Origin of the sequence: Virgibacillus sp. SK37 (assembly GCF_000725285.1) — a bacterium.
In the GTDB taxonomy this organism is placed as follows: domain Bacteria; phylum Bacillota; class Bacilli; order Bacillales; family Amphibacillaceae; genus Virgibacillus_Q.
In genome coordinates, this window is sequence record NZ_CP007161.1 from 1,301,910 (window position 1) to 1,324,815 (window position 22,906).

Consider the following 22,906-nt stretch of genomic DNA (forward strand, 5'->3'; position numbering starts at 1 on the left):
CATAGTAAAAACCATTCCATGCTGTAACATGGAACGGTTCCAATAGACCAACCCCAACAAGAGGGGAAGGCACAAAGGTCTAATAACCCCTTAGCACATGGCGTAGTGACATGAGGGGTTATTTTTTGTTCTCGGACATCATCAATACAATCAAAAACGCCAAAAGAAATCATAAGCGTTAACGTATCTGCTATATCCATAGGCAACACCTCCCTTCCACGGGAAGTCCCCCGGAAAGTAAAAGTGCGCCACCCCTCATGTGAAGCCAGTCTATTGATCTTTGTATAACATAGTAGATCATCAGTTCCTATCGAAAATAAATTAAATACCGCATAACGTTTCTCTCAAAAGTTGTTCATTTCTACTACTTGAAGTCTACTAAAGCGGATCACTAGTCAGCGTTTTACTCCACATAGGGAAGGGTAAAGCTTCTTTGAGTAATCTTATTTTACTGTTAAGAGGTGACCTTGTGAGAAAACGGATTGAAATACCGACAATCTCTGTCGTTGGTCTATTGGCTTTAACTATCATCTTCGGCTGGTTCAGATATGGGTATGGTTTATTATTACCTGAATTTGAGAAAGATTTTAACCTGTCAGCATCCGTGCTAGGGGTTATCTCCAGTTTAACGTTCTTCACTTTTTTGGTAGGAGCACTTACTGTAATTCTGGTTGTATCACGGAAGGGCGCACGTCCCGTGATTCTTGCAGGTATTTTTGCCGTATCTACAGGTTTATTACTTGCAGCTATTACGACGAACAGTATTATATTTGCAATAGGATGTGCGATTGCAGGGTTGAGCCCTGGTCTAACATGGTCTTCTTTTTCAGAGAGTGTGAGCCAGCACGTAAAAGAGGGCGTTCAAAATAGAGCTCTAGCTATTATTAGTACTGGCTCAACTCTGGGACTAGTGGTTATTGCGGCATTATACGTATTAATGAGTGCGGAATGGAGGGTACTCTGGGTGGGTGGAGCGATCATAGGTTATGTGGTCTTTCTGTGGGCTCTCAAATCTGTTCCTTCTTCCAACAAGAAGCAAGGTGCCTCTAAAGATACAAAGGTAAATCGTAGACTAATCTTCATTAAAAAGGCTCTGCCGCTCTATTTGGCTTCCCTATTATTTGGAATTACGGAAGCCACCTATTGGACCTACTCAGCCGATTTTGTGCAAGAGAGCTTTTCTATTCATCATGCTAACGCTATTTTCTTTTTAATTATTGGTTTAGGAGGACTGGCTGGCTTATGGGCCGGCGACATCGTAAATAAACTGGGATTTAAAGTTAGTTTTATTATAACGATACTGCTTTATTCTGTTAGTATAGCGATTTTATTTTTAACCCCAGGTTGGCTACTTGTTTGTTTTTCAGGGTTATTATTTGGTAGCTCCTTTATGCTCTATGCTGCATATTTACCAATCTGGAGTGCACACGTTTTCCCGCAAATTCCTGCACAAGGATTCAGTATTACGATAGTCCTTTTGAACATTGGAGCAATCATTGGGCCTGCCGTATTTGGAGGGATTTTAACTTATGTAGCTTACAAATGGATTTTTTTACTTTTAGGGATCATTGCTTGTCTAAAATTGTTCGTATTGCCTGTAACTAAAAATGCCGAATGGGGACAATCTTGGTAGATGGGAGACAGCTTTGCTTTGAATGGAGAAAGATTTATCATTAAGGTAGACGTACTTTGGATCTTATGCGTATAAGTAATGTGGGACAACCTACTCTTGTGTACAATAATCAAGCATGTGGTATAAAGCATTTGCGATACGCCCAAAAGCGTTTACTTAATAGGATAAGTTTCCGAACGACGTAAAATTGTCAATCTATTGAAAAAAGAATACCCATCATGTTATAGTTTAGTTGGAAGCTGATAAAAATTATGCATAAATTATTAAAAAACTAGTACCTGATGCAGGGGCAGTTTACCTTACGATGTCTCTGAAGCGGCTAACCAGTAAAATATAATAATATCTTTAACCTACGTGTTACTGATACGATCAGGCATGAGTAGATAATATGATGAAATACAGATATAGGAAATCCTAACTTTATCTGTGCTTTTCGTCATTTCTACTCATGTCTTTTTTGTTGCATAAAAAGGCTTCAATAAGAATAAAAATAGGAGGTTTTCTATAGCTAAAATGAAATTATTCAATAAATAACATTATTGCATCTACAGATTGCTTAGACTGGAAAATGTTTTCAACAGATAAGCATGCTAAACAATGAAAGAAGAGTTAGTACATACAATTCAAGGAGGATTATCTATGAAAAAAAGAAACTTTATCGTAGGTCTATGTATCATAGCTATGTCCATTATATTTATGGGATGCCAGAATAAAGAAAATAGTACAAGCAATGATTCGCACGTTGATTCAGAAGCTGATACCGGTAACGACCCCAGCATAGCTCGAAAAAGAGTTGATCAGTTTGCGAACTTATTGGATTTATCAGCGAACCCAACTAATGAAGCTCATGGGGTATATGAAACAAATAAGTTTAATCATTTTTCCGATCTTGGTGCTTGGCATGGATACTATCAGCCTGCGAAAGATAATAAAAAATTATTAGGCGGTTTTGCTGGTCCATTAATTGTTGGGGAAGAATACCCGGTTAACCTTTCTGATTCTATTAATCGTATTCAAATTACAAATAAAAAAACGAATGAACAGTATGATTTGAGTAAAAGTAACTATATTGATTTGTCTTCCTATCCTGGTAGATTAGAACAAAAATATGAGTTAAGTGATTTCACCTTAAACTTATCCTTAATTTTTGTTAGTAATCGTTCTGCATTGATACGTACAGATATTGAAAACACTAGTGAAGAACCTTTGGAATTAAATATTTCTTGGAAAGGATCCGTTTTCGATGAGGTTATAGATGGGGATAAAACAATCGACATTGGGACAAGCGTTCAAAAAGATGAAAACGCTATACAAGTCAATTTTAGTGAAGTTCGGGAACAGTGGAATTATTTCGCTACAGATGAAGTGAAGTATTATATTTCTCATGATCAAAAGGTCAGTACCGATATAAACGGATTAACTTATACGTCTACGTTAGAAAATCCGGTAAGTATAAAGCCGGGTGAAAAGTTTGAAACCTACACGACGGAATCGTATACGTTTACAGAAAATGAGTTTTCTGAAGAAAAGAAGAAATTATCTAATTATATGAATGAACAAGAAGATTACTTTAAAGAAAATAATCAAAGGTGGCAAGGTTATCTGGATAAAACCTTTACTGGAGACAAAGTAAAAGATTTCCCGGAATATCAAAATGCAGCAGTGAAATCAATTGAAACCTTAATGACTAATTGGCAGAGCCCTGCTGGAGCTATTAAACATGATGGGATAGTTCCTTCGATGTCTTATAAATGGTTTATGGGTATGTGGAGCTGGGACTCATGGAAAGCGGATGTTGCTTTAGCAGAATTTAACCCTGAACTGGCAAAGAACAATATGCGGGCATTGTTCGACTACCGGATTAAGGCTAATGATGATGTTCGGCCACAGGATGAAGGTGCGATTATTGATGCTATCTTCTATAATCAAGATCAATCACGCGGCGGAGAAGGAGGAAACTGGAACGAACGGAATTCCAAGCCACCATTGGCAGCCTGGGCAGTTTGGAATATTTATGAAGCAACAGGTGATAAAGAGTGGTTAGAAGAAATGTATCCTAAATTAATGGATTACCACAATTGGTGGTATACAAACCGTGATCATAACAATAATGGTGTTGCTGAATATGGAAGTATGGTAAGCGAGACCAATTGGAAAACGAATGAAGACGGGGAAATTATAAAAGATGAAAATGGAAAACCTGTACTTAATGACGAGGCTGTAATTGAAGCTGCTGCATGGGAAAGTGGCATGGACAATGCTACTCGCTTTGACAAAGAAGGTAGCGGTAAAGAGGATGTGGGCGTAAAAGTCTTTGAAAACAAACAAGATGGCGAAGTAGTCGGCTATTCAATTAACCAGGAATCTGTTGATTTAAATTCGTACCTATATGCTGAAAAAGGTTTCTTGAAACTAATGGCAGCTAAACTGGGTATAGACAAAGATGAGAAAACATTAACGGAAGATGCAGAGAAATTAAAGAAGTACATCCAAGAAAACATGTACGATGAAGAAACAGGATTCTTTTATGACCTGCAAATGAATGAGGATGGATCTGAATCAAAGTTATTAGTTAACAGGGGGAAGGGAACTGAAGGATGGCTTCCGCTTTGGGCAAACCTAGCTACAGATAAGCAAGCAGAAACGGTCAAAGACAATATGATGGATGAAGATAAATTCAATACGTATATGCCTTTTCCAACGGCATCAAAAGATAATGAGAAATTTAGCCCGGATGCATATTGGCGCGGTCCAGTCTGGTTAGACCAAGCTTTATTTGGAATAGAAGCATTACAAAATTATGGATTTGATAAGGAAGCAATGGAGCAAACTAAGAAATTATTTAATCATGCAGAAGGATTAATGGGTAATGCCCCAATACATGAAAATTACAATCCGTTAAATGGTAAAGGAATTAGTACGAAAAACTTCAGCTGGTCAGCAGCAACCTATTATTTGTTGTATAAGAATAGTATTTTAAGTAATGATCCAACTACTCAGGATGCTTTCAAATAAAATGAGTTTAGCTAAGTTGGAAGCAATGAATAATTAAAAAAGCCGCTAGAAGGTGCAGCTTAAGAGGAAAAACTTTCATATGCTTTACTAATCAATCAGAGATCACTCGCATACACTTGGTTTGCATACCGGGTGATGGCTCAGCTTTAATCACAAAAGCACTAAAACACCAGCATCTTTCTAGCGGATGCTGGTGTTTTATATATCATGATATACATTTATTCTTATACCCTTTTTGAACTAGAAGGAGTATGATAGGCATGAGAGAAACAAACCAATATTATCTAAAAGGGGGAAGTGAAGGATGGGAAAGTATCGAGATAAATGGTGGTATTCTAGTCCAGTAATATTAATTATAGCGGCCTTTAGTTTCTATACAATACCAGCCATTATAGCCATTATTTTATTGATTGTACAAGTGAAGAAACGTAGGAATTTTTACAAAGCTCTTAGTGAAGATGAACTACATAACTTACCGATAAGGGAAAAAGAAGATAAGCTTGAGTCCCTCCAACTAGAAATTCAAAAATTGGAAGATCAAATGGAAAAAAATAAGAAAGTACTTGCTGACCAGGATAGTTTTATTGCTGAATTACGGAATGAGTTTGAATCTAAAACAGCAGTAGAACGTGAAAATATCTTGAAAGAAGCTGAGCAGGAAGCAGAAAGAATTGTGAAGGAAGCAAATGAGAGTTTAGCAGAAGTTGTGGCAAAAACCACGGAATATCAGTCTAATATGGAAAATCTAGAGGAAGAACATACACAGCTAGAAAAAGAGGTAAACAGGTACAAAAACCAAGCTAGAAAATTCAAAGCTGATGTTGTAGGGCTTAAAAACTTCAATGACAGATTCCCGCATACCATAAATTTTGATAATGTGGATCATCAACTAGAGAAATTAAATAAAGAACTTGATGAAGAGACATTGCTTGGAACTATTATAAGACTGCATTTACATTCAGATCATTCCAAAGAATTAAGAAAATTATCTAATGCTACTAAAAAAGAAATAAAAAATGTTTTAAACAAGTATGAAGGTAGGTATACAACAAAAGGCAATAAAACAATTTATAATCTTATGGTTATCGGTTTACAGGCCGAAGTACAGATTTTATTATTGCAATTAAAATACAATAAGCTTGATGAATCCGAACAATCCGTGAAAGATATTATAACTAAGTATTTAGCTATTTGTGCAAATGGCAACAAATCCATACTGCCAACAATCACAAAATTTTTAACAGAGATGGAGCCCTTATATTTGGAACTTATTCAGATCGAGTATAAATACTATGTTTACCGTGAACAGGAAAAAGAAGAACAAAGAATGATAAAAGAACAAATGAGACAGGAAGCAGAGGAAAGAAAAAAACTCGCTGAAGAAAAGAAAAAACTAGATAAAGAAGAGCAAAAGTTTACTGTTGAGATGGAAAGAAATAAAAGATTATTGGAAGAAGAGAAAGATGAAGATAAAATTCAGCAATTACATGAAAGGTTAAAGGAACTTGAATTGCAGGTGAAAGAAATAGATGTCAAAAAAGAAGAAATTGCAAGTCTTACTCTCGGAAAAGCTGGGTATGTCTACATCATTTCTAATTTAGGTTCGTTTGGAGAAACAATGTTTAAAATCGGAATGACCAGAAGAATGGAGCCACAAGATAGGGTTGATGAATTAGGAAGTGCATCTGTTCCATTTAAATTTGATGTGCATGCTTTGATTTTTAGTGATGATGCAGTGGGACTGGAAAACAAGCTTCATAAAATGCTAAGTGAACAAAGGGTTAATAAAGTTAATTACAGAAAAGAGTTCTTCAAAACAGATGTTGACACGCTAAAAGAAATGGTGGAAGAAATCGACCCAACCGTTGAATTTGTAACTACCATGTTGGCTGAAGAATACAATCAGACAAAGGCAATGGAAGAATCTGCATTGGTGTCTTGATATTGCGTTATAAGCAAAAAGGTAAGAAGGGATTTAATCTAGTAAATATCTTCGCTAAAATCGGAAAGCGATAGCTGTGGATGTGTTTACAACCATCCGACCTGTGGTATAATTAGTATAGATAAACATAAATAGTAAAAACCGCTCCATGCTTTAACATGGAACGGTTCCAATAGACCAACCCCAACAAGAGGGGAAGGTGCAATCAGGTCTAAATAACCCCTTAGCACATGGCGTAGTGACATGAGGGGTTATTTTTTATTCTCGGACATAATTAATCTCGTTATAAGTACAACCGAATGGAAAGTGCTAGGGCCTAAGATTGGTTTACAATAACCCCACATGTGGTATAATAAGTATAGAAAAGCATAACATAGTAAAAACCGCTCCATGCTGCTAACATGGAACGGTTCCAATAGACCAACCCCAACAAGAGGGGGAAGGCGCTTATAGGTAAAAATAACCCCTTAGCACTGGGCTTAGTTGCATGAGGGGTTATTTTTTATTCTCGGACATGATTAATACAATCAAAACGCCAAAAGAAATCATAAGCGTTAACGTATCTGTTATATCCATGGGCAACACCTCCCTCCGTGGAAGATTCCCGGAAGAGAAAAAGTGCGCCTTAACCCCTCATGTGAAGCCAGTCTATTGTAATAACAGTATATCATATTAGATCGTATGTTCCTATTTAAATCATGAACTAAAATAATTGCTAATTTAATATTCAACATACATAATTAATCATTGTCTTAAGTACAACCGAATGAAAAAGGTTAGGTGCTAAGATTGGTTTACAACTATGCTACCTGTGGTATAATAAGTATAGAAAAACATAACATAGTAAAAACCGCTCCATGCTGCTAACATGGAGCGGTTCCAATAGACCAACCCCAGTAAGAGGGGAAGGCGCTTTTAGGCAGAGAAATAACCCCTAAGCACTTGGCCTAGTGACATGAGGGGTTATTTTTTATTCTCGGACATGATGAAAGCAATTAACATGCCGAATGAAATCATAAGCGTTAACGTATCTGTTATATCCATGGGCAACACCTCCCTCCGTGAAAAGATTCCCGGAAGAAAAAGTGCGCCTTAACCCCTCATGCGAAGCCAGTCTATTGTTAAAATAAGTATACCATACAAGAACATTTGTTCCTATTATAAACAAAAAATCGACTTTCATGAACTGCTATTACCACATTTACTTGATAAATAGCTAAATACATAATACTGGAGGTTTCTCTATTAAACCAACAAATGAGACAAATAAGTTCTTCGCCATCAGTAACCGCGTGTTGATAACAATAGGGGTTATTAGTATCCTGCTGCAATTGATTGATCGAGAACATTATATGATCTACGGAGAGATCGTTTTCTTTGTTGCACTGATCTTCTTCTTATTAAGAGGAATTTTCTTCATCAAGGAAAAAGCCTATACGTCTGCCATCATGTGTTTGTTTGTAGTGCTGATATTTCTAGCCTTAGCAATTCTAAAATATTTTATCTTTCCTTACTAAAAAATCTCCGGCAGTGTACAAGCTGCCGGAGATTTTTATTAAAAGAACAATAGTCCAATGGAAATCGGTATGAAGCTGTAAATGAGAATCATGACACAGAAACCCATGATGTCCCTGACCTTCAAACCTGCAATGGCAAGCAGCGGCAATGCCCAGAACGGCTGAATCATGTTCGTCCACGCATCGCCCCAAGCAACAGCCATTGCTGTTTTGGCTGTATCCACACCAAGCTCGAGTGCTGCTGGAATCATGATTGGTCCCTGTACTGCCCATTGACCTCCACCAGATGGTACAAAGAAATTGACAAGCCCAGCACTTAAAAAAGTGAACAATGGGAAGGTGAAATCACTGGATATACTGACAAACCATAGCGACATTTGTTGGGAAAGCCCGGATGCAACCATCATCCCCATGATCCCTGCATAAAATGGGAACTGAATAATAATTCCGCCAACATTCTTAACAGCATCTGCCACACTGTTAAGGAAACGTCTCGGTGTCTCATGAAAAATAATCCCGAGAAACAGCATCGTAAAGTTAACGATATTAATATTTAAATCAAACCCATTCTCCCTAAAAAAGAAGACGACAAATAGCAGGCCAAATGCACCGATCAAAATGGAAAGGATTCTACTATTCTCTAATTTTTCCGCAGGAGTCATCTCCGCATTTGCTGAAATAGCATCATCATCTTCCTTTTCTTCCTCTTGCCCAAGATTTACCTCAGGCTGATGCAACTGATCTCTTGTTTTCATCAAGTATCGATTTAATAAAGGTAATGTAAATAATAGAACAAAGACAATAAATAAGTTAAAACTGCTGAATAACGTTTCCGATACAGGAATGACTCCCATGGTGTCCTGCAGAAAATGATCCGGTGTTGCAATGAGTAACGGTATCGATGCAGACAGACCGCCATGCCATAGAAGAAACCCACTATATGCACTCGCCATGAGTACACGGTAATCCACTGTTGGTACCCGTTTGGCAATATGAATAGCAAAAAGAGCTCCTACAACAAGTCCAAATCCATAATTAATCAGACAGGCTATCGAAGCAACAAAGGTAACTAGCAAAATAGCCTGACCAGGAGTATTTGCCAGTTTGCTAATCTTTGTAAGCACTCCTTTAACAATTTTTGTGCTGGCAAGTATGTATCCAGTAACTACAATAAGTGACATCTGCATCCCGAACGCCAACAGATCCCAGAATCCATTTCCCCAATACTCAACCATTTGAAAGGCTGAGCTGTCTGTAAATAATATTCCCAGAATAAATACGATAAACGTAATAATAACAGCGAACAAATAGGCATCAGGTAAGAAACGCTGCACCATTCGTTCAAAAAAAGAACTAACTGCTCTCAATAGAATCCCCCCCCTTATTTTAAAATGCTTTCAAAATAATACCAAAATAATTTTGCAAAGGAAAATATAATGCATTGTATGCTTGGGGGAGGGGGAAAAGAAGTAGTTGTGGTCAAGTGTTGTTTCTGGGAAAAATATAAGTTATAAATGTTTTTAAATTCGTGTAACTACCTCAAGCAATGTCTGTCTAAAAAATAGGTAGCAGTCATATATTATCTGCATGTTAACTTGCTGGTTTTTCTAATGCAAGGATAAACACCTACAAAAATTTATATATCCATTCCGCTAATCTCACGTTACAATGAACCTAATATTTCATCCACTGGTTACAAAATTAGAAATTTCCAATATAAAAGGGGAAGAATTCCAAAATCGGGTCTGTACACTCTCCTAACATCTGGTAAAATAGGTATATCGACACTTTTCGTGCAAATTTCCCGATTTTTATAATAACGAACTGCAGATGGAGGGGGCTCATATGTTAGTTTACGAAGCTACCAAGGCAGAGTTTCTGGAAGATGTTTTTCATGACGAATTAACAAATAACATTATTAATAACTTCCAATCAAAAGTTGGATCCGTGAACAAGGCAGAGGTCCGTTCCTGGGATAACTCCATGCAGTATATGTATCGTGTGCTCATGGATCCGGATATACCTAAGAACTCTGGAGTAGCGATTGAATATCGAATACCTTATTCCTCCAAGCGTGTGGACTTTCTGATCACTGGAAAAAGTAAGGAGCAGGAGACCGTTGTAGTAGTTGAACTTAAACAATGGGATAAAGTAGAGAAGATAGATGGAAAAGAAGCGATTGTAAAAACTGCATTCCGTCACGGGTTGGTGGAAACCACGCATTCCTCATACCAGGCATGGTCCTATGCTTCCTTGATTAAAGACTACAACGCAACGGTACAGCAGGATAATATTGATCTTTATCCCTGCGCTTATTTACATAACTACATTGTAAACACACCCACAGATCCGTTAACAGATACTGTTTATCAATACTACATAGACCAAGCGCCTGTATTCACAAAGGGCGATGCTAAAAAATTGCGTGATTTTATCAAGACATATATTAAGCATGGAGATAATAAAGAAACACTCTATAAGATTGAAAAAGGTAAAATTCGACCATCCAAGTCGTTGCAAGATTCACTGAGTTCCATGTTAAAAGGCAATGATGAGTTTATAATGATTGACGAGCAAAAAGTAGTTTACGAAGAAGCACTAAGGCTGGCAGATGAAGCGCAACGAACGAACACGAAGCAGGTGCTTGTGGTGGAAGGCGGCCCAGGAACAGGAAAGTCGGTTCTGGCTATTAATTTATTAGTAGAGTTGACCAAGAAGAGTTTAGTTGCACAATATGTAACCAAAAATTCTGCACCACGTAATATTTATGCGACTAAGTTAAAACAGGATTTCAAAAAGACTCATATCGATAATCTATTTAAAGGTTCAGGAAGCTATGTGGACGCACCAACAGATGAGTTTGATGTGCTGATTGTTGATGAAGCCCATCGATTAAATGAAAAATCAGGAATGTTTCAGAACTTGGGAGAAAACCAGGTAAAAGAATTAATTAATGCTGCTAAACTAACAATCTTCTTTATTGATGAACACCAGCGAGTAACACTAAAAGATATAGGTAGTATTGACCTCATTGAGAAATTTACCGAAGAACACAGTGGGGCAATTCACAAGTTAGAACTTCTTTCTCAATTCAGATGCAATGGTTCTGACGGTTATCTGGCATGGATTGATGATGTATTACAAATCAGGGAAACAGCTAATGCAGAATCAATTGGAAAAGACTATGATTTCCGCGTGTTTGATGACCCAAACGAACTGTTAAGCGAGATCCGGCAGCTTAATGAGGACAAAAATAAAGCACGAATGCTGGCAGGATACTGTTGGGAGTGGCCGAAAGAAACCCGTACAAAAACAGATATCCAGGATATCGTGATTCCAGATAAGAACTTCGGTATCAGTTGGAATTTGGATAATACACAGACTTGGGCCATTGACGATCAATCTGTGAACGAAGCAGGCTGTATTCACACCTCCCAAGGGCTCGAATTTGATTATGCGGGAGTCATCATAGGTGATGATCTAATATATCGTGATGGCAAGGTCCAAACAGACTATACCAAACGAGCCAAGTCAGACCGCTCACTTTTTGGGATTAAGAAGATGATGAAAGAAAATCCCGAAGAAGCAGCAAAGACAGCCGATGATATTATACGCAATACATATCGGACACTTCTGACACGTGGGCAGAAAGGCTGTTATGTTTATTGTACAGATGAGGAACTGGCGGATTACTTGAGGAGTAGGATGGAGAGAGTTGTGGAGTATGAAGCTGGGGAGTTTTTTGGTGGGAATGTGAGGGTTGCTGAGGAAGGAGGGAAGTATAAAGGCTAAGATTAATCCTTTATATCTTCTTGAGGAGACGGCCTTTAATGAATTTTTCTGTGTGAGTTTAGCACGTGAGATCTAAAGGCATTGGAAACTCAAAGGGATTTATAAATATGAAGAGACCTTAAAGAAAATATCTCAGTATAATATATTTATAAAAGTAAGCGCAAGTGTAAAGATAAATCCAGTTTTAATTACATCAAGGAGGGGTTTTTTGTCTAACTATAATGTAAATAATACAACTGTAAATATCTTGTTGGGATGGATCGAAGAAGACATTATTGCTATTCCCGAAATCCAACGTCCATTTGTTTGGAAGCCTTCTAAAGTAAGGGATTTACTAGACTCTTTATATAAAGATTATCCTGTAGGATACATCATTACATGGCAAAACCCGGATGCGCGATTGAAAGATGGAACAATATCACAAGGGAAAAGAATACTAATTGATGGTCAACAAAGAATTACTGCACTAATGGCAGCCATCTCTGGAAAAGAAGTAGTGAATGATAATTATCAAAAAAAACGTATAAAACTCTCATTTAATCCTATCACTGAGAAATTTGAAGTACTAAACCCAGCAATTCAAAAAGATAAAAGGTGGATACCAGATATTTCAATGGTCTTTCATCCACAATTCGATACCTTTGAATTTATTGATAATTACTGTCAAGCTAATCACGAGATCACGAGAAATGAGTTAAACAGGATTATCCAAAAATTAATTCAAGTTAAACAAAGCTCTATTGGTGTTATAGAATTAGCGCACACCTTAGATATTGAAACAGTAACTGAAATATTTATTCGGATAAATTCTGCAGGAGTCAATTTAAGTCAGGCAGATTTTGCTATGTCAAAAATCTCAGTCAACGATGAATTCGATGGTCCGTTAATTCGAAAAACAATCGATTATTTTTCTCATATGAAGAAGAGCCCTTCTATTTACGATAACATAAAGAATAATGATACAGATTTTGCTAGCAGTGAAAGTTTTTCAAAAATTAAATGGGTTAAAGACTATCACACTAGTATATATGAACCAAGTTATTCAGATGTATTACGAGTAGCCTTTACATTTAAATTTTTACGTGGTCCAATTTCGAACTTGGTTAGTTTGCTCTCTGGACGAGATTTTGAATCAAGAGAATATAAATTGGAGATCACTGAAAACTCTTTTAGAGAACTAAAAGACGGCGTATTTAAATTTGTGGATGAAACGAATTTTAAAAGGTTTATTATGATTTTGAAATCAGCTGGAGTTATTCATAAAAAATTAGTCCGATCTCAAAACTCTATAAACTTTGCTTATGCCTTATTTTTATTATTGAGGGAAAGAGGCGTCAATGGTTCACAAATCAATATCATTGTGCGTAAATGGTATGTTGCTTCTATATTGACAGAAAGATATTCTAGCTCTCCAGAATCCACTTTTGATTTTGATATTAAACGTTTTGCATCCCACGATGACCCAATGGATTATGTGAATTCAGTTGAAGCGGGAGAACTTTCAGAGGCATACTGGGATAACATACTCATCGCGAACCTGGATACTTCAGTAACCAGCAGTCCATATTTCAACCTTTTTATGATGGCACAAATCTACCAAAAAGATGTAGCTTTCCTATCTAAATCTATTACTGTTCAACAATTAATAGAAGAGCGCGGAGACGTCCACCACGTGTTCCCGAAGAAATACCTACAGAAGAATGGTTATAACAACAGAAGGCAATATAACCAGATTGCCAATTATGTCTATACGGAACAGGTTGTCAATCTAGCTATAAAAGATCAATCACCAGGAGTGTATATGGCCAAAATTAAACAACAAGTAGAGGATCATAGGTTGCAAATTGGAGAAATAAGAGACAAAACAGAATTGAAAAAGAATATGGAAGAAAACTGTATACCAGAATCGATTTATGAAATGGAAGATTTAGATTATCCGCAGTTTTTATTTGAAAGACGGCGTATGATGGCAGAAAAAATAAAGCACTATTTCCAGAGTTTGTAGTTGCTAAAATGTTAACATTAAGATTAAAAACTGGTGCCTAATTATTACTAGTTGCGATGCTAAATTCTTAATTAAGTAATTTATATCAAATATTGGGAGATACTTCTTAATGAGGTGGAACCCATGGGCAGACGACGGACTAAAAAACAATCTAACCTTTTGTTTATCATTTATATTTCATTAATAGCTTTATATTTAGTTGGACAATTTGTTAACTGGTTGACTTCATTGTCTCCTTTTATATGGTTTAGTATTGCATTTGGTGTTGCATTGTTAGTTGGAATAAGCCGACATATTTCTACAAACCGGAAGAAAAAAGAAGCTGCTCTCAGAAAACTGGAATTTGAAAGGCGAGGAAGTTTGAATCAATTAAGACAAATGAGTCCAATTGCATTTGAATACTATGTCTGTGAGATGTTTAAGCAACTGAATTATGATGCGCATGTTACTAAAGCTACTGGTGACTGTGGAAAAGATATCTTAATTTATAAAAAAGATTTCCATGGAATTGTTGAATGTAAGCGGTATGTAAAATCCAAAGTTACAAGGCCACATATTCAAAAATTTCATAGCGCTATAATTGATTGCAAAGCCGATAAAGGCTACTTCATTACGACTGGAGAATTTACTTGCACTGCAGTTTCTTATGTTCTAGATAAACCTATTGAATTAATCGATGGACAGCGATTAGTCAAATTAATTGAGGAAGTTACCAAAGAAGACTGTCAGCTTGATCATATTGATATGATTTTGAAAATCACATGATAAGCTTTGTTATAATTTCTCATAAATCCCAGGTGATACAAATGAAAAAAGACATATACGTGGTCGGAGCCGTCATCATAAAAAATAATAAAATCCTTTGTGCCCAAGGAGGACCCTCTCAGTCTCTCCCAAACAAATGGGAGTTTCCAGGCGGGAAAATTGAAAGTGGAGAAACACCACAGCAAGCATTGCAACGTGAAATAAAGGAAGAAATGAAATGCAATATTGAAGTTGGGCAACAGGTGGAGCATACTAGTTACGAGTATGATTTTGGGGTTGTCCATTTAACTACTTTCTATTGTAGCCTTATGGGTGGAGAGCCAACACTAACTGAACATATTACCATCAAATGGCTTCCACCTAAGCAACTTCTAAATTTCGACTGGGCACCGGCAGACATACCTGCTGTAGAAAAGATAATGAATGATTTTTCATAAAAATGTAGGCTATTCATTAATTTGGATAGCCTTTTTAGTATAATGAAACTATAAATTAAAACGTGGGGTGTAAGCTTTGCTAAAACAAGGGATCTATGAAGAAATTATAAATAAGCAAATTAAAAATGATCTTGTCTCCCTGGATACTAACGATTTTGAAATTGAAAAAGGAAATCTCGATGTAGAGGAAGCACGTAAGTTCTTAGCCTCCTATATATCTAATGTAACAAGAAAAGCACTCCAATATGTTCGTGACAAGGAATCTGATGATAAGGAAGCGATTTTAAAACAAATTTCTGCCTGTAATCAGATTATATCCACTTTAAGTAACGAGCTAGGTGATGAAGAGCTAACAAGTATGCAGATTGATGAGGCGGGAGAGGTACTTCAGTCCATTTATTCCAAACTAAATTCAGTTAGAAGTATAAAAAAAGAAAAAACAATACGGCCAGTTACATCTATTGCAGAAAGCTCCCTTTTTACAGGGTCTAGCTACGAACCAAATATGTTAAATGAGCTGAAGAAAGAGATTCTTTCATCAAATGAAATTGACTTTTTAGTTTCCTTTATTAAATGGAGTGGCATTCGCATTATTATGGAGGAACTGGTCTCATTCACGGAAAAAGGTGGAAAACTTCGCATAATTACTACTTCCTACATGGAAGCAACTGACTATAAAGCAATTACAGAGTTAAGCAAACTAAAAAACACAGAAATCAAAATCTCTTATGACATAGCGCGAACTCGTCTGCATGCGAAGGCATATATGTTTAGGCGAGACACTGGGTTCACAACTGCTTATATAGGTTCATCTAACCTGTCTAATCCAGCATTAACTTCAGGATTGGAATGGAATTTAAAAGTATCCGAAAAAGACTCTTTTGATATTGTGAAGAAATTTCAAGCTACATTTGAAAGCTACTGGAACGATGGAGAGTTTAAGTTATTTGATGCGCAAAGTGATAATGATAGACAACAATTGAAGGAAGCATTAAGAAAGAAAACGGTAGCTGAAGAAAATGACTTCCAGTTTTCTTTTGATATCCAACCATACTATTATCAAAAAGAGATGTTAGAAAATTTACAGGTGGAACGAGAAGTATTTGGAAGAACTAAAAATCTACTTGTGGCAGCAACTGGTGTTGGTAAAACGGTAATCTCTGCGTTTGATTACAGAAGATTTGCTAAAGAAAAACGAAATAATGCCAAGTTATTATTTGTCGCACATCGTGAGGAAATTTTAAAGCAAAGCAGAGATACTTTTCGAGCTATCTTAAAAGATTTTAACTTTGGAGATATGTTAGTAGGCGGGCATACACCTGCTTCTTTCGATCACTTATTTGTTAGCATTCAAAGCTTTAACAGTATGAAGTTATACGAAAAACTTTCAAGAGATTTTTATGACTTTATTATTGTGGATGAATTCCATCATGCAGCAGCTAGTTCCTATCAAAAATTATTACGCCATTTTGACCCGGAGATTCTTTTGGGCTTGACTGCAACTCCCGAACGGATGGACGGACAAGATGTAACGAAGTATTTTGAAGGTCAAATAGCATCTGAGATGCGACTGACTGAAGCAATAGATCGTAAGCTATTAAGTCCTTTTCAGTATTTCTGTGTAAGTGATACGGTAGATTTATCAACGCTAAAATGGAGTAGAAAAGGGTATGATTTACGAGAGTTAGAGAATGTATATACAAACAACAAAATCCGTAGTAATCAAATTGTTAATAGCTTGTATAAGTATGTTACAGATGTTGAAGAAGTGAAAGGGCTAGGGTTTTGTGTCGGGGTAGAGCATGCTACATATATGGCCCAGTATTTTAATCAAAGAAACATCCCATCCATTGCATTACATGGGAATTCAGACAAAACCTTACGAACAAAAGCAAAGGACCAATTGATGAAAGGTGAAATTAACTTCATATTTGTTGCTGATTTGTATAATGAAGGAGTAGATATTTCAGAAGTAAATACAGTATTGTTCCTTCGTCCCACAGAAAGCTTAACTGTCTTTTTGCAACAGCTTGGTCGTGGATTAAGGTTAGTGGATGGGAAAGAATGCTTAACTGTCCTAGATTTTGTCGGCCAAGCACATAAGAATTATAGCTTTGAAGAAAAATTCCGTGCTTTAATTGGAAGAACCAAACATTCCATAAGACATTATGTAGAAGAAGGGTTTTCGGCTTTACCAAGGGGGAGTTTTATTCAACTGGAGAAACAAGCGAAAGATTATATTTTGCGAAATATCAAGGCAACAGCGAATACAAAGACAAACTTAGTTAATAAGTTGAAGTATTTCAGACAGGATACAGGTCTTGAATTAACTTTAGAAAACTTTCTCAATCATCATCGTTTATCTGTTTACGATTTCTATGGTAGAAGTGGTGATCGATCATTTCAACGTTTATTGGTAAGTGCAGGAGTTGGTGACGATTTCACTTGTGATAATGAAGAAAAGATTGTAAAACGCTTACCAAAATTGTTTCATTTGAATTCTGAGAAACTCCTCCGATTCTTTATGCGTTATGTGAACGAACAAGGGGGATACTTGCCTAAGAACTATGAAGAAAAGCTTATGCTGAACATGCTTTACTATACATTTTTTCAGAAAGAGCCAGCCAAAGAAGGATACTCGACTATACAGGAGGCTTTAAGGAATATACTGAAAAATGATCGTATGCAAAAAGAAATTTATGATTTGCTGGCGTTTAACTATAAATCTATAAAGACTATAGAGATAGAGAATGATTTTGATTTTGTAACACCATTAACGGTTCATTCTGTATACTCTAAGGAACAAATCATGGCTGCTCTAGGTTATTTCGACGAAGAAAAATGCCCAGCATTTCGCGAAGGTGTTAAGCATTTTAAGGATAAGCAACTAGACGTGTTCTTTACAACACTTAATAAATCAGAAAAAGATTTTTCACCATCCACACTATATGAAGATTATGCAATTAATGAAAGTCTATTTCATTGGCAATCCCAGAGTACTGTAACAGAACAGAGTCCCACGGCACAGCGATATATTCACCATAGAGAAAGAGGAAATGAAATTGCATTATTTGTGAGAGAATATAAGCAAGAAAATGGCTACACAGCACCATTTATATTCTTGGGTACATGTGATTATGTGAGCCATTCAGGAGAAAAACCGATTAGTTTTAAATGGAAATTACGAGAAGAAATGCCTCCTGGATTGGTGCCGCGGGCGAATAAGAGTATTGTGTAATTGTTTTGAGAAAAATGTTATTGAGTGAATTAAAGCGAGCAGAAATTGTACTGCTCGCTATCAAAGTTATTGAATACTACCATTACTTTTCCTCTCAAAATACCCCTGCATCTTATAATCACAGATCTCCTCAGTCATTCTATGCAAAATCTCTTGATCCTTAGCATTAACAGTAAAATTAACACCAAATTTTCCATCCTCAAAGAACACAAGCCTATCCTTGCCAACCCACTTACTCATTGGCATCTCCGCGATTAATTTAGCAACTTTCTTTTCATCATATTCCCACATTGCTTTTGTGTTTTTACTCGAGAAGTCAATCTGCTTTCGGTAATTCTTTTCCATGTAGAACTGATGAAAATAGGGTGCTACTTTCTCAGGTGTTACAGGTACTAGCCAATCAGAAGGCCCTTTATCCAGTAGGTATTGGAGGACTACCATTTTATACGATTTGGTCATCGTTTCTTTTTCTACTTTACTTAACCAATCATAATGCTTTTCATAAACAGTTGCTTCATGTTCGGTTAGTTCTCCGTATGTTTTTAAGAAAGCGAAGTAACCACCAAACGCCTGCTTGTATTCTTTGGAGTTTAGGCTGCCATACAGATGGACTTCTCTATATGTCGGCCTTCTGCCAAGCTGTGTTTTAACCTGGTAATAGTCTTGGAAGATGCGTTCTCTTCTTGGGCTGCGCTTTTTCCGTAGTTCCTTCAACAAGTCTACTACTGCTGTATCGAGATGAACCTCGCATGTTGTGGGTACGATAGGCTCTATATTTTTTCTTGTTCCTTTCTTGTCGCCTTTTTCCTCTGTATCAAAGACACTCAACTTGGTGTCCGCATAGCGATAATTACCGATGAGATCGATAATGACACATGAATTCTTCCCGGCAAATGTACGAAGTCCCCGTCCAATTTGCTGAGTAAAGACAACTAGTGATTCGGTCGGCCTCGCAAATAAGAGCGTATCAACTGATGGAATATCCACCCCTTCATTAAACAGATCCACAGTAAAGATAATATCGAGCTCACCGGATTCTAGCATGCGGATGCTTTCTGTCCGTGAGTGGGTTTTGGATTGTGAAGTTAATGCAAGTGCATGGGCTCCATTCTCGTTGAAATAGTTTGCTAGAAATTCTGCCTGCTGAATGGAAGAGCAGAAGCCAAGTGTCCGAGTTTGTTTTAATTCTTTCCACTTGCGATAGATATGTTGTGCTCTTTCTGTTTGCAGTTGCCGGATCATGAGCTCATGCTGGTCATATTTTGTGCCTAACCAGCGGATGGAAGAATAATCAATATCATCAAGTATGCCATGATAGGTAAAGGGAGTCAGCCAACCGCGCTGGATTGCTTCGATAAATGTGATTTCATAGGCGACGTTTCCTTCACAAATGGCAAACACATCCTGCCCATCTGTCCGCTCAGGTGTTGCTGTAAGGCCTAAAAGAAATTGTGGTTCAAAATAGTCGATAACATGCTGATAGCTTTTCGCTGCTGCATGGTGAAACTCATCTATAATAATGAGGTCAAATGCATTCGGAGCGAATTGATGTAACTGTTCCTGGATACTAAGGGTAAAGATCGAAGCAAAAAGCATGTCCTTGCTTGTATCCTTTTCCAGACCATAGAAAAGCCCACCTTGCATGCCTATAACCTGTTCAAAACTTTTCTTCGCCTGTTTTAAAATTTCTTCTCGATGCGCAATAAAGAGGATCCGCTTATACCTTTTGGCAAAGAATGCTGCTAAATAGGTTTTACCAAGTCCAGTGGCCATGACGACCATTGCTTTGTTATACTCTTCTTCCAATGTAGCTTCAAGCGCAGTCAATGCCTCGGTTTGCGCCTGGCGTGGCTGGAGTTTGGTTGGATAATGAGCATTAGGCTCATTTGCTTCAGCTGGTAATGGTTCTTCTTCAGAAGGTAACGTTAGTTCCACTTCTTCTTGCTTGGTCCACGTTGTGAGGAGATCTGCATGGGTTGCGTGAAACTGATCATATTCTTGCTGATAGATTTTTAGTGACTCTGCATTAATAGACATCGTTTCATTGGCATAAAAAAGCTCAATAAATGCTTCCATTGCTTCATCAAACGTAGTATTTGAAGCAGTGCGCTGCATTTGCAAATTCCATTCCACACCTGACGTATATGCAGAACGGGACATATTGGAGGATCCAACAATCAGGGAACCCTTTTCCTTATGTTTAAAGATATATGTCTTTGGATGAAAGGAAACACCATTACTTTTCCATAAACGAATTTCCAAATTCTCCTGCTGAAGATTCAGTAAACGATGGAGCGCTTTTGGCTGGGTGACATATAAATAATCACCGGTTAAAAACTTCACATCAGCACCATTTTTTAAGGCATGTTCCAACGCATCAAATATCATTTCGACACCTGACTTCATAATGAATGAACTCAAGATATAAATGGTTGAGGATTCCACCATTGCCTGTTTTATTTCCTCATGCAACTGACTTGTATGTAAGGAGATGTCCCTCAATCGTCTTCAACCTCAATTAAATAGATTTTTTCATTAAAAGCACCGCGTTTTTCTGCTTTGTCTTTTCTAACTTTTTCTACTTCATCGATTGTAGCACCATGCTGCTTGGCAAGTGCATGCATGAGTTCCAGCACGTCTGCAAGCTCCTCCAGGGCTTCCTCATCTGTTGTTGCTTCCTGATATTCGGTAACTTCTTCATTTAATTTTTTCTTTAATTCTTCTATGTATCTTGTATTGTTTAGTATTTCTGTTTTTAACTCTTTACCAGTAGAATGAATAATTTCCGGGATGCGGTCACGGACTAATTTATGATATGTCGGCATTGTTTCTCCCCCTTTACGTTTAGTTTAATAAAGAAATAGGAGAAAGAGCAACTATAAAACTATATGAGCCAGCTGATATACCAACGGTGGTAAAGATAATAAGCGATTTAACGTAATATAGTGCTCAAATTACAATAAGCCAGAGGAACTTCTCCCCTGGCTCTTTTCTATTAAAATGGATAATCTCTAAATTCTTTTTGAACAGATATCCATTTTCTTTCTGTAAATTCATCAATTACATATGGGCTGCCAAAACGACCGATTCCGCTTTGTCGCATGCCACCAAATAAGGCGGTTGGTTCATCATTGACGGGCTGATCGTTAATGTGCGTCATACCGAATGCTAATTTTAAAGCATATTCTCTAGCTTTTTCTTCATCATTGGAGAAGATGGAAGAACTTAACCCGTACTGCGTTGCATTGGCCTTTTCGATAACCTCGCTATCTGAGCTTGCTTTTGTAATAAGTGCCACTGGAGAAAAGAGTTCACTTTGTGCCACTTCACTGTCATTATCAACATTGCCAATTACAGTTGGTGTAAGAATGTTTCCAATACGTTCACCTTCTAACAGCATATCAAATCCAGCTTCTTTTGCCTTATTAATAATATCCTGTGCTCTTTCTACTTGTTTTTCGTTGATAAGGGGCCCAACAACGACGTCAGGGTCTCGTGGATCACCACATTTTAGCTCTTTTGCTTTAGCAACAAATTTTTCTGCAAACGCGTCATAGACATCCTCATGCACAATAATTCGATTAATCGCCATACAAATTTGCCCTTGATGCAAGTGTTTCCCGAAGATAGCTGCATTAACGGCTTGATCAATATCTGCATCCTGAAGAACAGAGAATGGGCCATTACCGCCAAGTTCTAATGCAACTTCTTTTAATTCTTCTCCAGCGACTTTACCGATTTGGCGTCCAACTGGCGTGGATCCAGTAAAGCTAACAAGGTTTGCATCTTTATGGTTGAACATGCCATCACCAATAATTTCCGGTGTCGTTAAAATGGATTGGAATACACCAGCAGGAATACCTGCTTCTTCATAAGCTTTAGCGATCGCAGAACCGGAAATAAGGCCACATTGGATATCTGCCTTGTGTATTACTGTGTTACCTAATGCTAACGCTGGCGCAATCGTGCGCATAGACAAGTATAGTGGAAAGTTGAATGGTGCGATGGAAGATATAACTCCTTTTGGTAATCGATAGTTTTCATTCACCTTATTTGGAATAATAGAAGGCTTTTCTTCAAATTTACCAATCTCATCAACCATTTTAATAGACTCTTCCATTAATCCAATTGTTAAATCTAATTCAAGATTTGCTTTAACTTGCGTACTTCCGGATTCCAGTGTCAACATTTCAATTAGTGCTTCTTTGTTCTCTTTAAAATAACTCAATGCGTTAGTCATTACTTTTTTGCGAAGTTCGGCATCTTGCCCCCATAAAGTCTGAGCTTCTTTCGCTCCTTCAAATGCTTTATTCAACTGTTCTAACGAGGCAATATTAACTTTTGCCAAAACATCATTATTATAAGGGTTAACCATATTTTGTTGGGTGCTTTCCTGCCCATCTACCCACACACCATTAATATAACTTTTATTCAATTCCTGATATTGATTCATAAGAAAATGCCTCCTGTAAAAGTATAAGTGTTCTGGAGACCTAGGTTTCCTAAAGAGTCCCCTTCTTTTCATACCCTTTTCAATTATTTCACAAACAAAGGGGAATGCC

The 22,906-nt window shown here is 37.2% G+C and carries 14 protein-coding genes; 8 read left to right on the forward strand and 6 right to left on the reverse strand.

The features are described 5' to 3' along the window. The first annotated feature begins 469 nt into the window (after positions 1–469). The 3 genes from X953_RS06745 (at position 470) to X953_RS06755 (ending at position 6,590) form a co-directional block, all read left to right on the forward strand. Entirely contained in the window at positions 470–1,633 is a 1,164-nt protein-coding gene (locus tag X953_RS06745) for an MFS transporter (protein WP_040954898.1), read from the forward strand. 639 nt (positions 1,634–2,272) lie between these two features. Next, entirely contained in the window at positions 2,273–4,648 is a 2,376-nt protein-coding gene (locus X953_RS06750; RefSeq protein WP_040954899.1) for a trehalase family glycosidase, read from the forward strand. Positions 4,649–4,952: 304 nt separating this feature from the next. Beyond that, a complete protein-coding gene (locus tag X953_RS06755) occupies positions 4,953–6,590 on the forward strand; it encodes a GIY-YIG nuclease family protein (protein WP_040954900.1) in 1,638 nt (545 codons plus the stop codon). A gap of 495 nt (positions 6,591–7,085) precedes the next feature. Here the strand turns inward: X953_RS06755 and X953_RS20510 are convergent, their stop codons facing one another. The 3 genes from X953_RS20510 to X953_RS06760 form a co-directional block, all read right to left on the reverse strand. Then, a complete protein-coding gene (locus tag X953_RS20510) occupies positions 7,086–7,166 on the reverse strand; it encodes a putative holin-like toxin (RefSeq protein ID WP_223280501.1) in 81 nt (26 codons plus the stop codon). 387 nt (positions 7,167–7,553) lie between these two features. Next, complete coding sequence (locus X953_RS20515) at positions 7,554–7,634, reverse strand: putative holin-like toxin (protein ID WP_369792738.1); 81 nt, start codon at positions 7,632–7,634, stop codon at positions 7,554–7,556. A 511-nt stretch (positions 7,635–8,145) separates the two neighbouring features. After that, positions 8,146–9,474, reverse strand: coding sequence for a short-chain fatty acid transporter (locus X953_RS06760; RefSeq protein ID WP_040954901.1), 1,329 nt, complete (start codon positions 9,472–9,474; stop codon positions 8,146–8,148). Between the two features lie 478 nt (positions 9,475–9,952). Between X953_RS06760 and X953_RS06765 the strand changes: the two genes are divergently transcribed. The 5 genes from X953_RS06765 (at position 9,953) to X953_RS06785 (ending at position 18,344) form a co-directional block, all read left to right on the forward strand. Beyond that, complete coding sequence (locus X953_RS06765; protein ID WP_040954902.1) at positions 9,953–11,899, forward strand: DUF2075 domain-containing protein; 1,947 nt, start codon at positions 9,953–9,955, stop codon at positions 11,897–11,899. Positions 11,900–12,107: 208 nt separating this feature from the next. Then, positions 12,108–13,904 (forward strand): DUF262 domain-containing protein, encoded by a 1,797-nt coding sequence (locus X953_RS06770; protein ID WP_040954903.1) that lies wholly within the window; start codon positions 12,108–12,110, stop codon positions 13,902–13,904. Positions 13,905–14,027: 123 nt separating this feature from the next. After that, a complete protein-coding gene (locus tag X953_RS19065; RefSeq protein ID WP_052350072.1) occupies positions 14,028–14,669 on the forward strand; it encodes a restriction endonuclease in 642 nt (213 codons plus the stop codon). Positions 14,670–14,710: 41 nt separating this feature from the next. Continuing rightward, positions 14,711–15,106, forward strand: a complete 396-nt coding sequence (locus X953_RS06780) for a (deoxy)nucleoside triphosphate pyrophosphohydrolase (protein WP_040954904.1) — start codon at positions 14,711–14,713, stop codon at positions 15,104–15,106. A gap of 76 nt (positions 15,107–15,182) precedes the next feature. Further along, a complete protein-coding gene (locus tag X953_RS06785) occupies positions 15,183–18,344 on the forward strand; it encodes a DUF3427 domain-containing protein (protein WP_040954905.1) in 3,162 nt (1,053 codons plus the stop codon). Positions 18,345–18,410: 66 nt separating this feature from the next. Here X953_RS06785 and X953_RS06790 read toward each other — a convergent pair whose 3' ends face one another. The 3 genes from X953_RS06790 to X953_RS06800 all read right to left on the reverse strand — a co-directional run bounded on the left by X953_RS06790 (position 18,411) and on the right by X953_RS06800 (position 22,797). Continuing rightward, positions 18,411–20,846: a DEAD/DEAH box helicase family protein gene (locus X953_RS06790; RefSeq protein ID WP_156958461.1), complete on the reverse strand. Its 2,436-nt coding sequence runs from the start codon at positions 20,844–20,846 to the stop codon at positions 18,411–18,413. Continuing rightward, the gene (locus X953_RS06795) at positions 20,843–21,169 is read right to left on the reverse strand and encodes a nucleoside triphosphate pyrophosphohydrolase (RefSeq protein ID WP_040954906.1); all 327 of its coding nucleotides are present in this window, start codon (positions 21,167–21,169) and stop codon (positions 20,843–20,845) included. Before X953_RS06795 ends, X953_RS06790 begins: the two co-directional genes overlap by 4 nt. A gap of 170 nt (positions 21,170–21,339) precedes the next feature. Then, positions 21,340–22,797: an aldehyde dehydrogenase family protein gene (locus X953_RS06800; protein ID WP_040954907.1), complete on the reverse strand. Its 1,458-nt coding sequence runs from the start codon at positions 22,795–22,797 to the stop codon at positions 21,340–21,342. Between the last annotated feature and the right edge of the window lie 109 nt (positions 22,798–22,906).

What these genes read in the sequence shown, in the direction of transcription:
- X953_RS06750 (WP_040954899.1), top strand. Translation starts at nt 2,273, where the DNA reads ATGAAAAAAAGAAACTTTATCGTAGGTCTATGTATCATAGCTATGTCC.
- X953_RS06755 (WP_040954900.1), top strand. Translation starts at nt 4,953, where the DNA reads ATGGGAAAGTATCGAGATAAATGGTGGTATTCTAGTCCAGTAATATTA.
- X953_RS20510 (WP_223280501.1), bottom strand. Translation starts at nt 7,166, where the DNA reads ATGGATATAACAGATACGTTAACGCTTATGATTTCTTTTGGCGTTTTG.
- X953_RS20515 (WP_369792738.1), bottom strand. Translation starts at nt 7,634, where the DNA reads ATGGATATAACAGATACGTTAACGCTTATGATTTCATTCGGCATGTTA.
- X953_RS06765 (WP_040954902.1), top strand. Translation starts at nt 9,953, where the DNA reads ATGTTAGTTTACGAAGCTACCAAGGCAGAGTTTCTGGAAGATGTTTTT.
- X953_RS19065 (WP_052350072.1), top strand. Translation starts at nt 14,028, where the DNA reads ATGGGCAGACGACGGACTAAAAAACAATCTAACCTTTTGTTTATCATT.
- X953_RS06780 (WP_040954904.1), top strand. Translation starts at nt 14,711, where the DNA reads ATGAAAAAAGACATATACGTGGTCGGAGCCGTCATCATAAAAAATAAT.
- X953_RS06795 (WP_040954906.1), bottom strand. Translation starts at nt 21,169, where the DNA reads ATGCCGACATATCATAAATTAGTCCGTGACCGCATCCCGGAAATTATT.
- X953_RS06800 (WP_040954907.1), bottom strand. Translation starts at nt 22,797, where the DNA reads ATGAATCAATATCAGGAATTGAATAAAAGTTATATTAATGGTGTGTGG.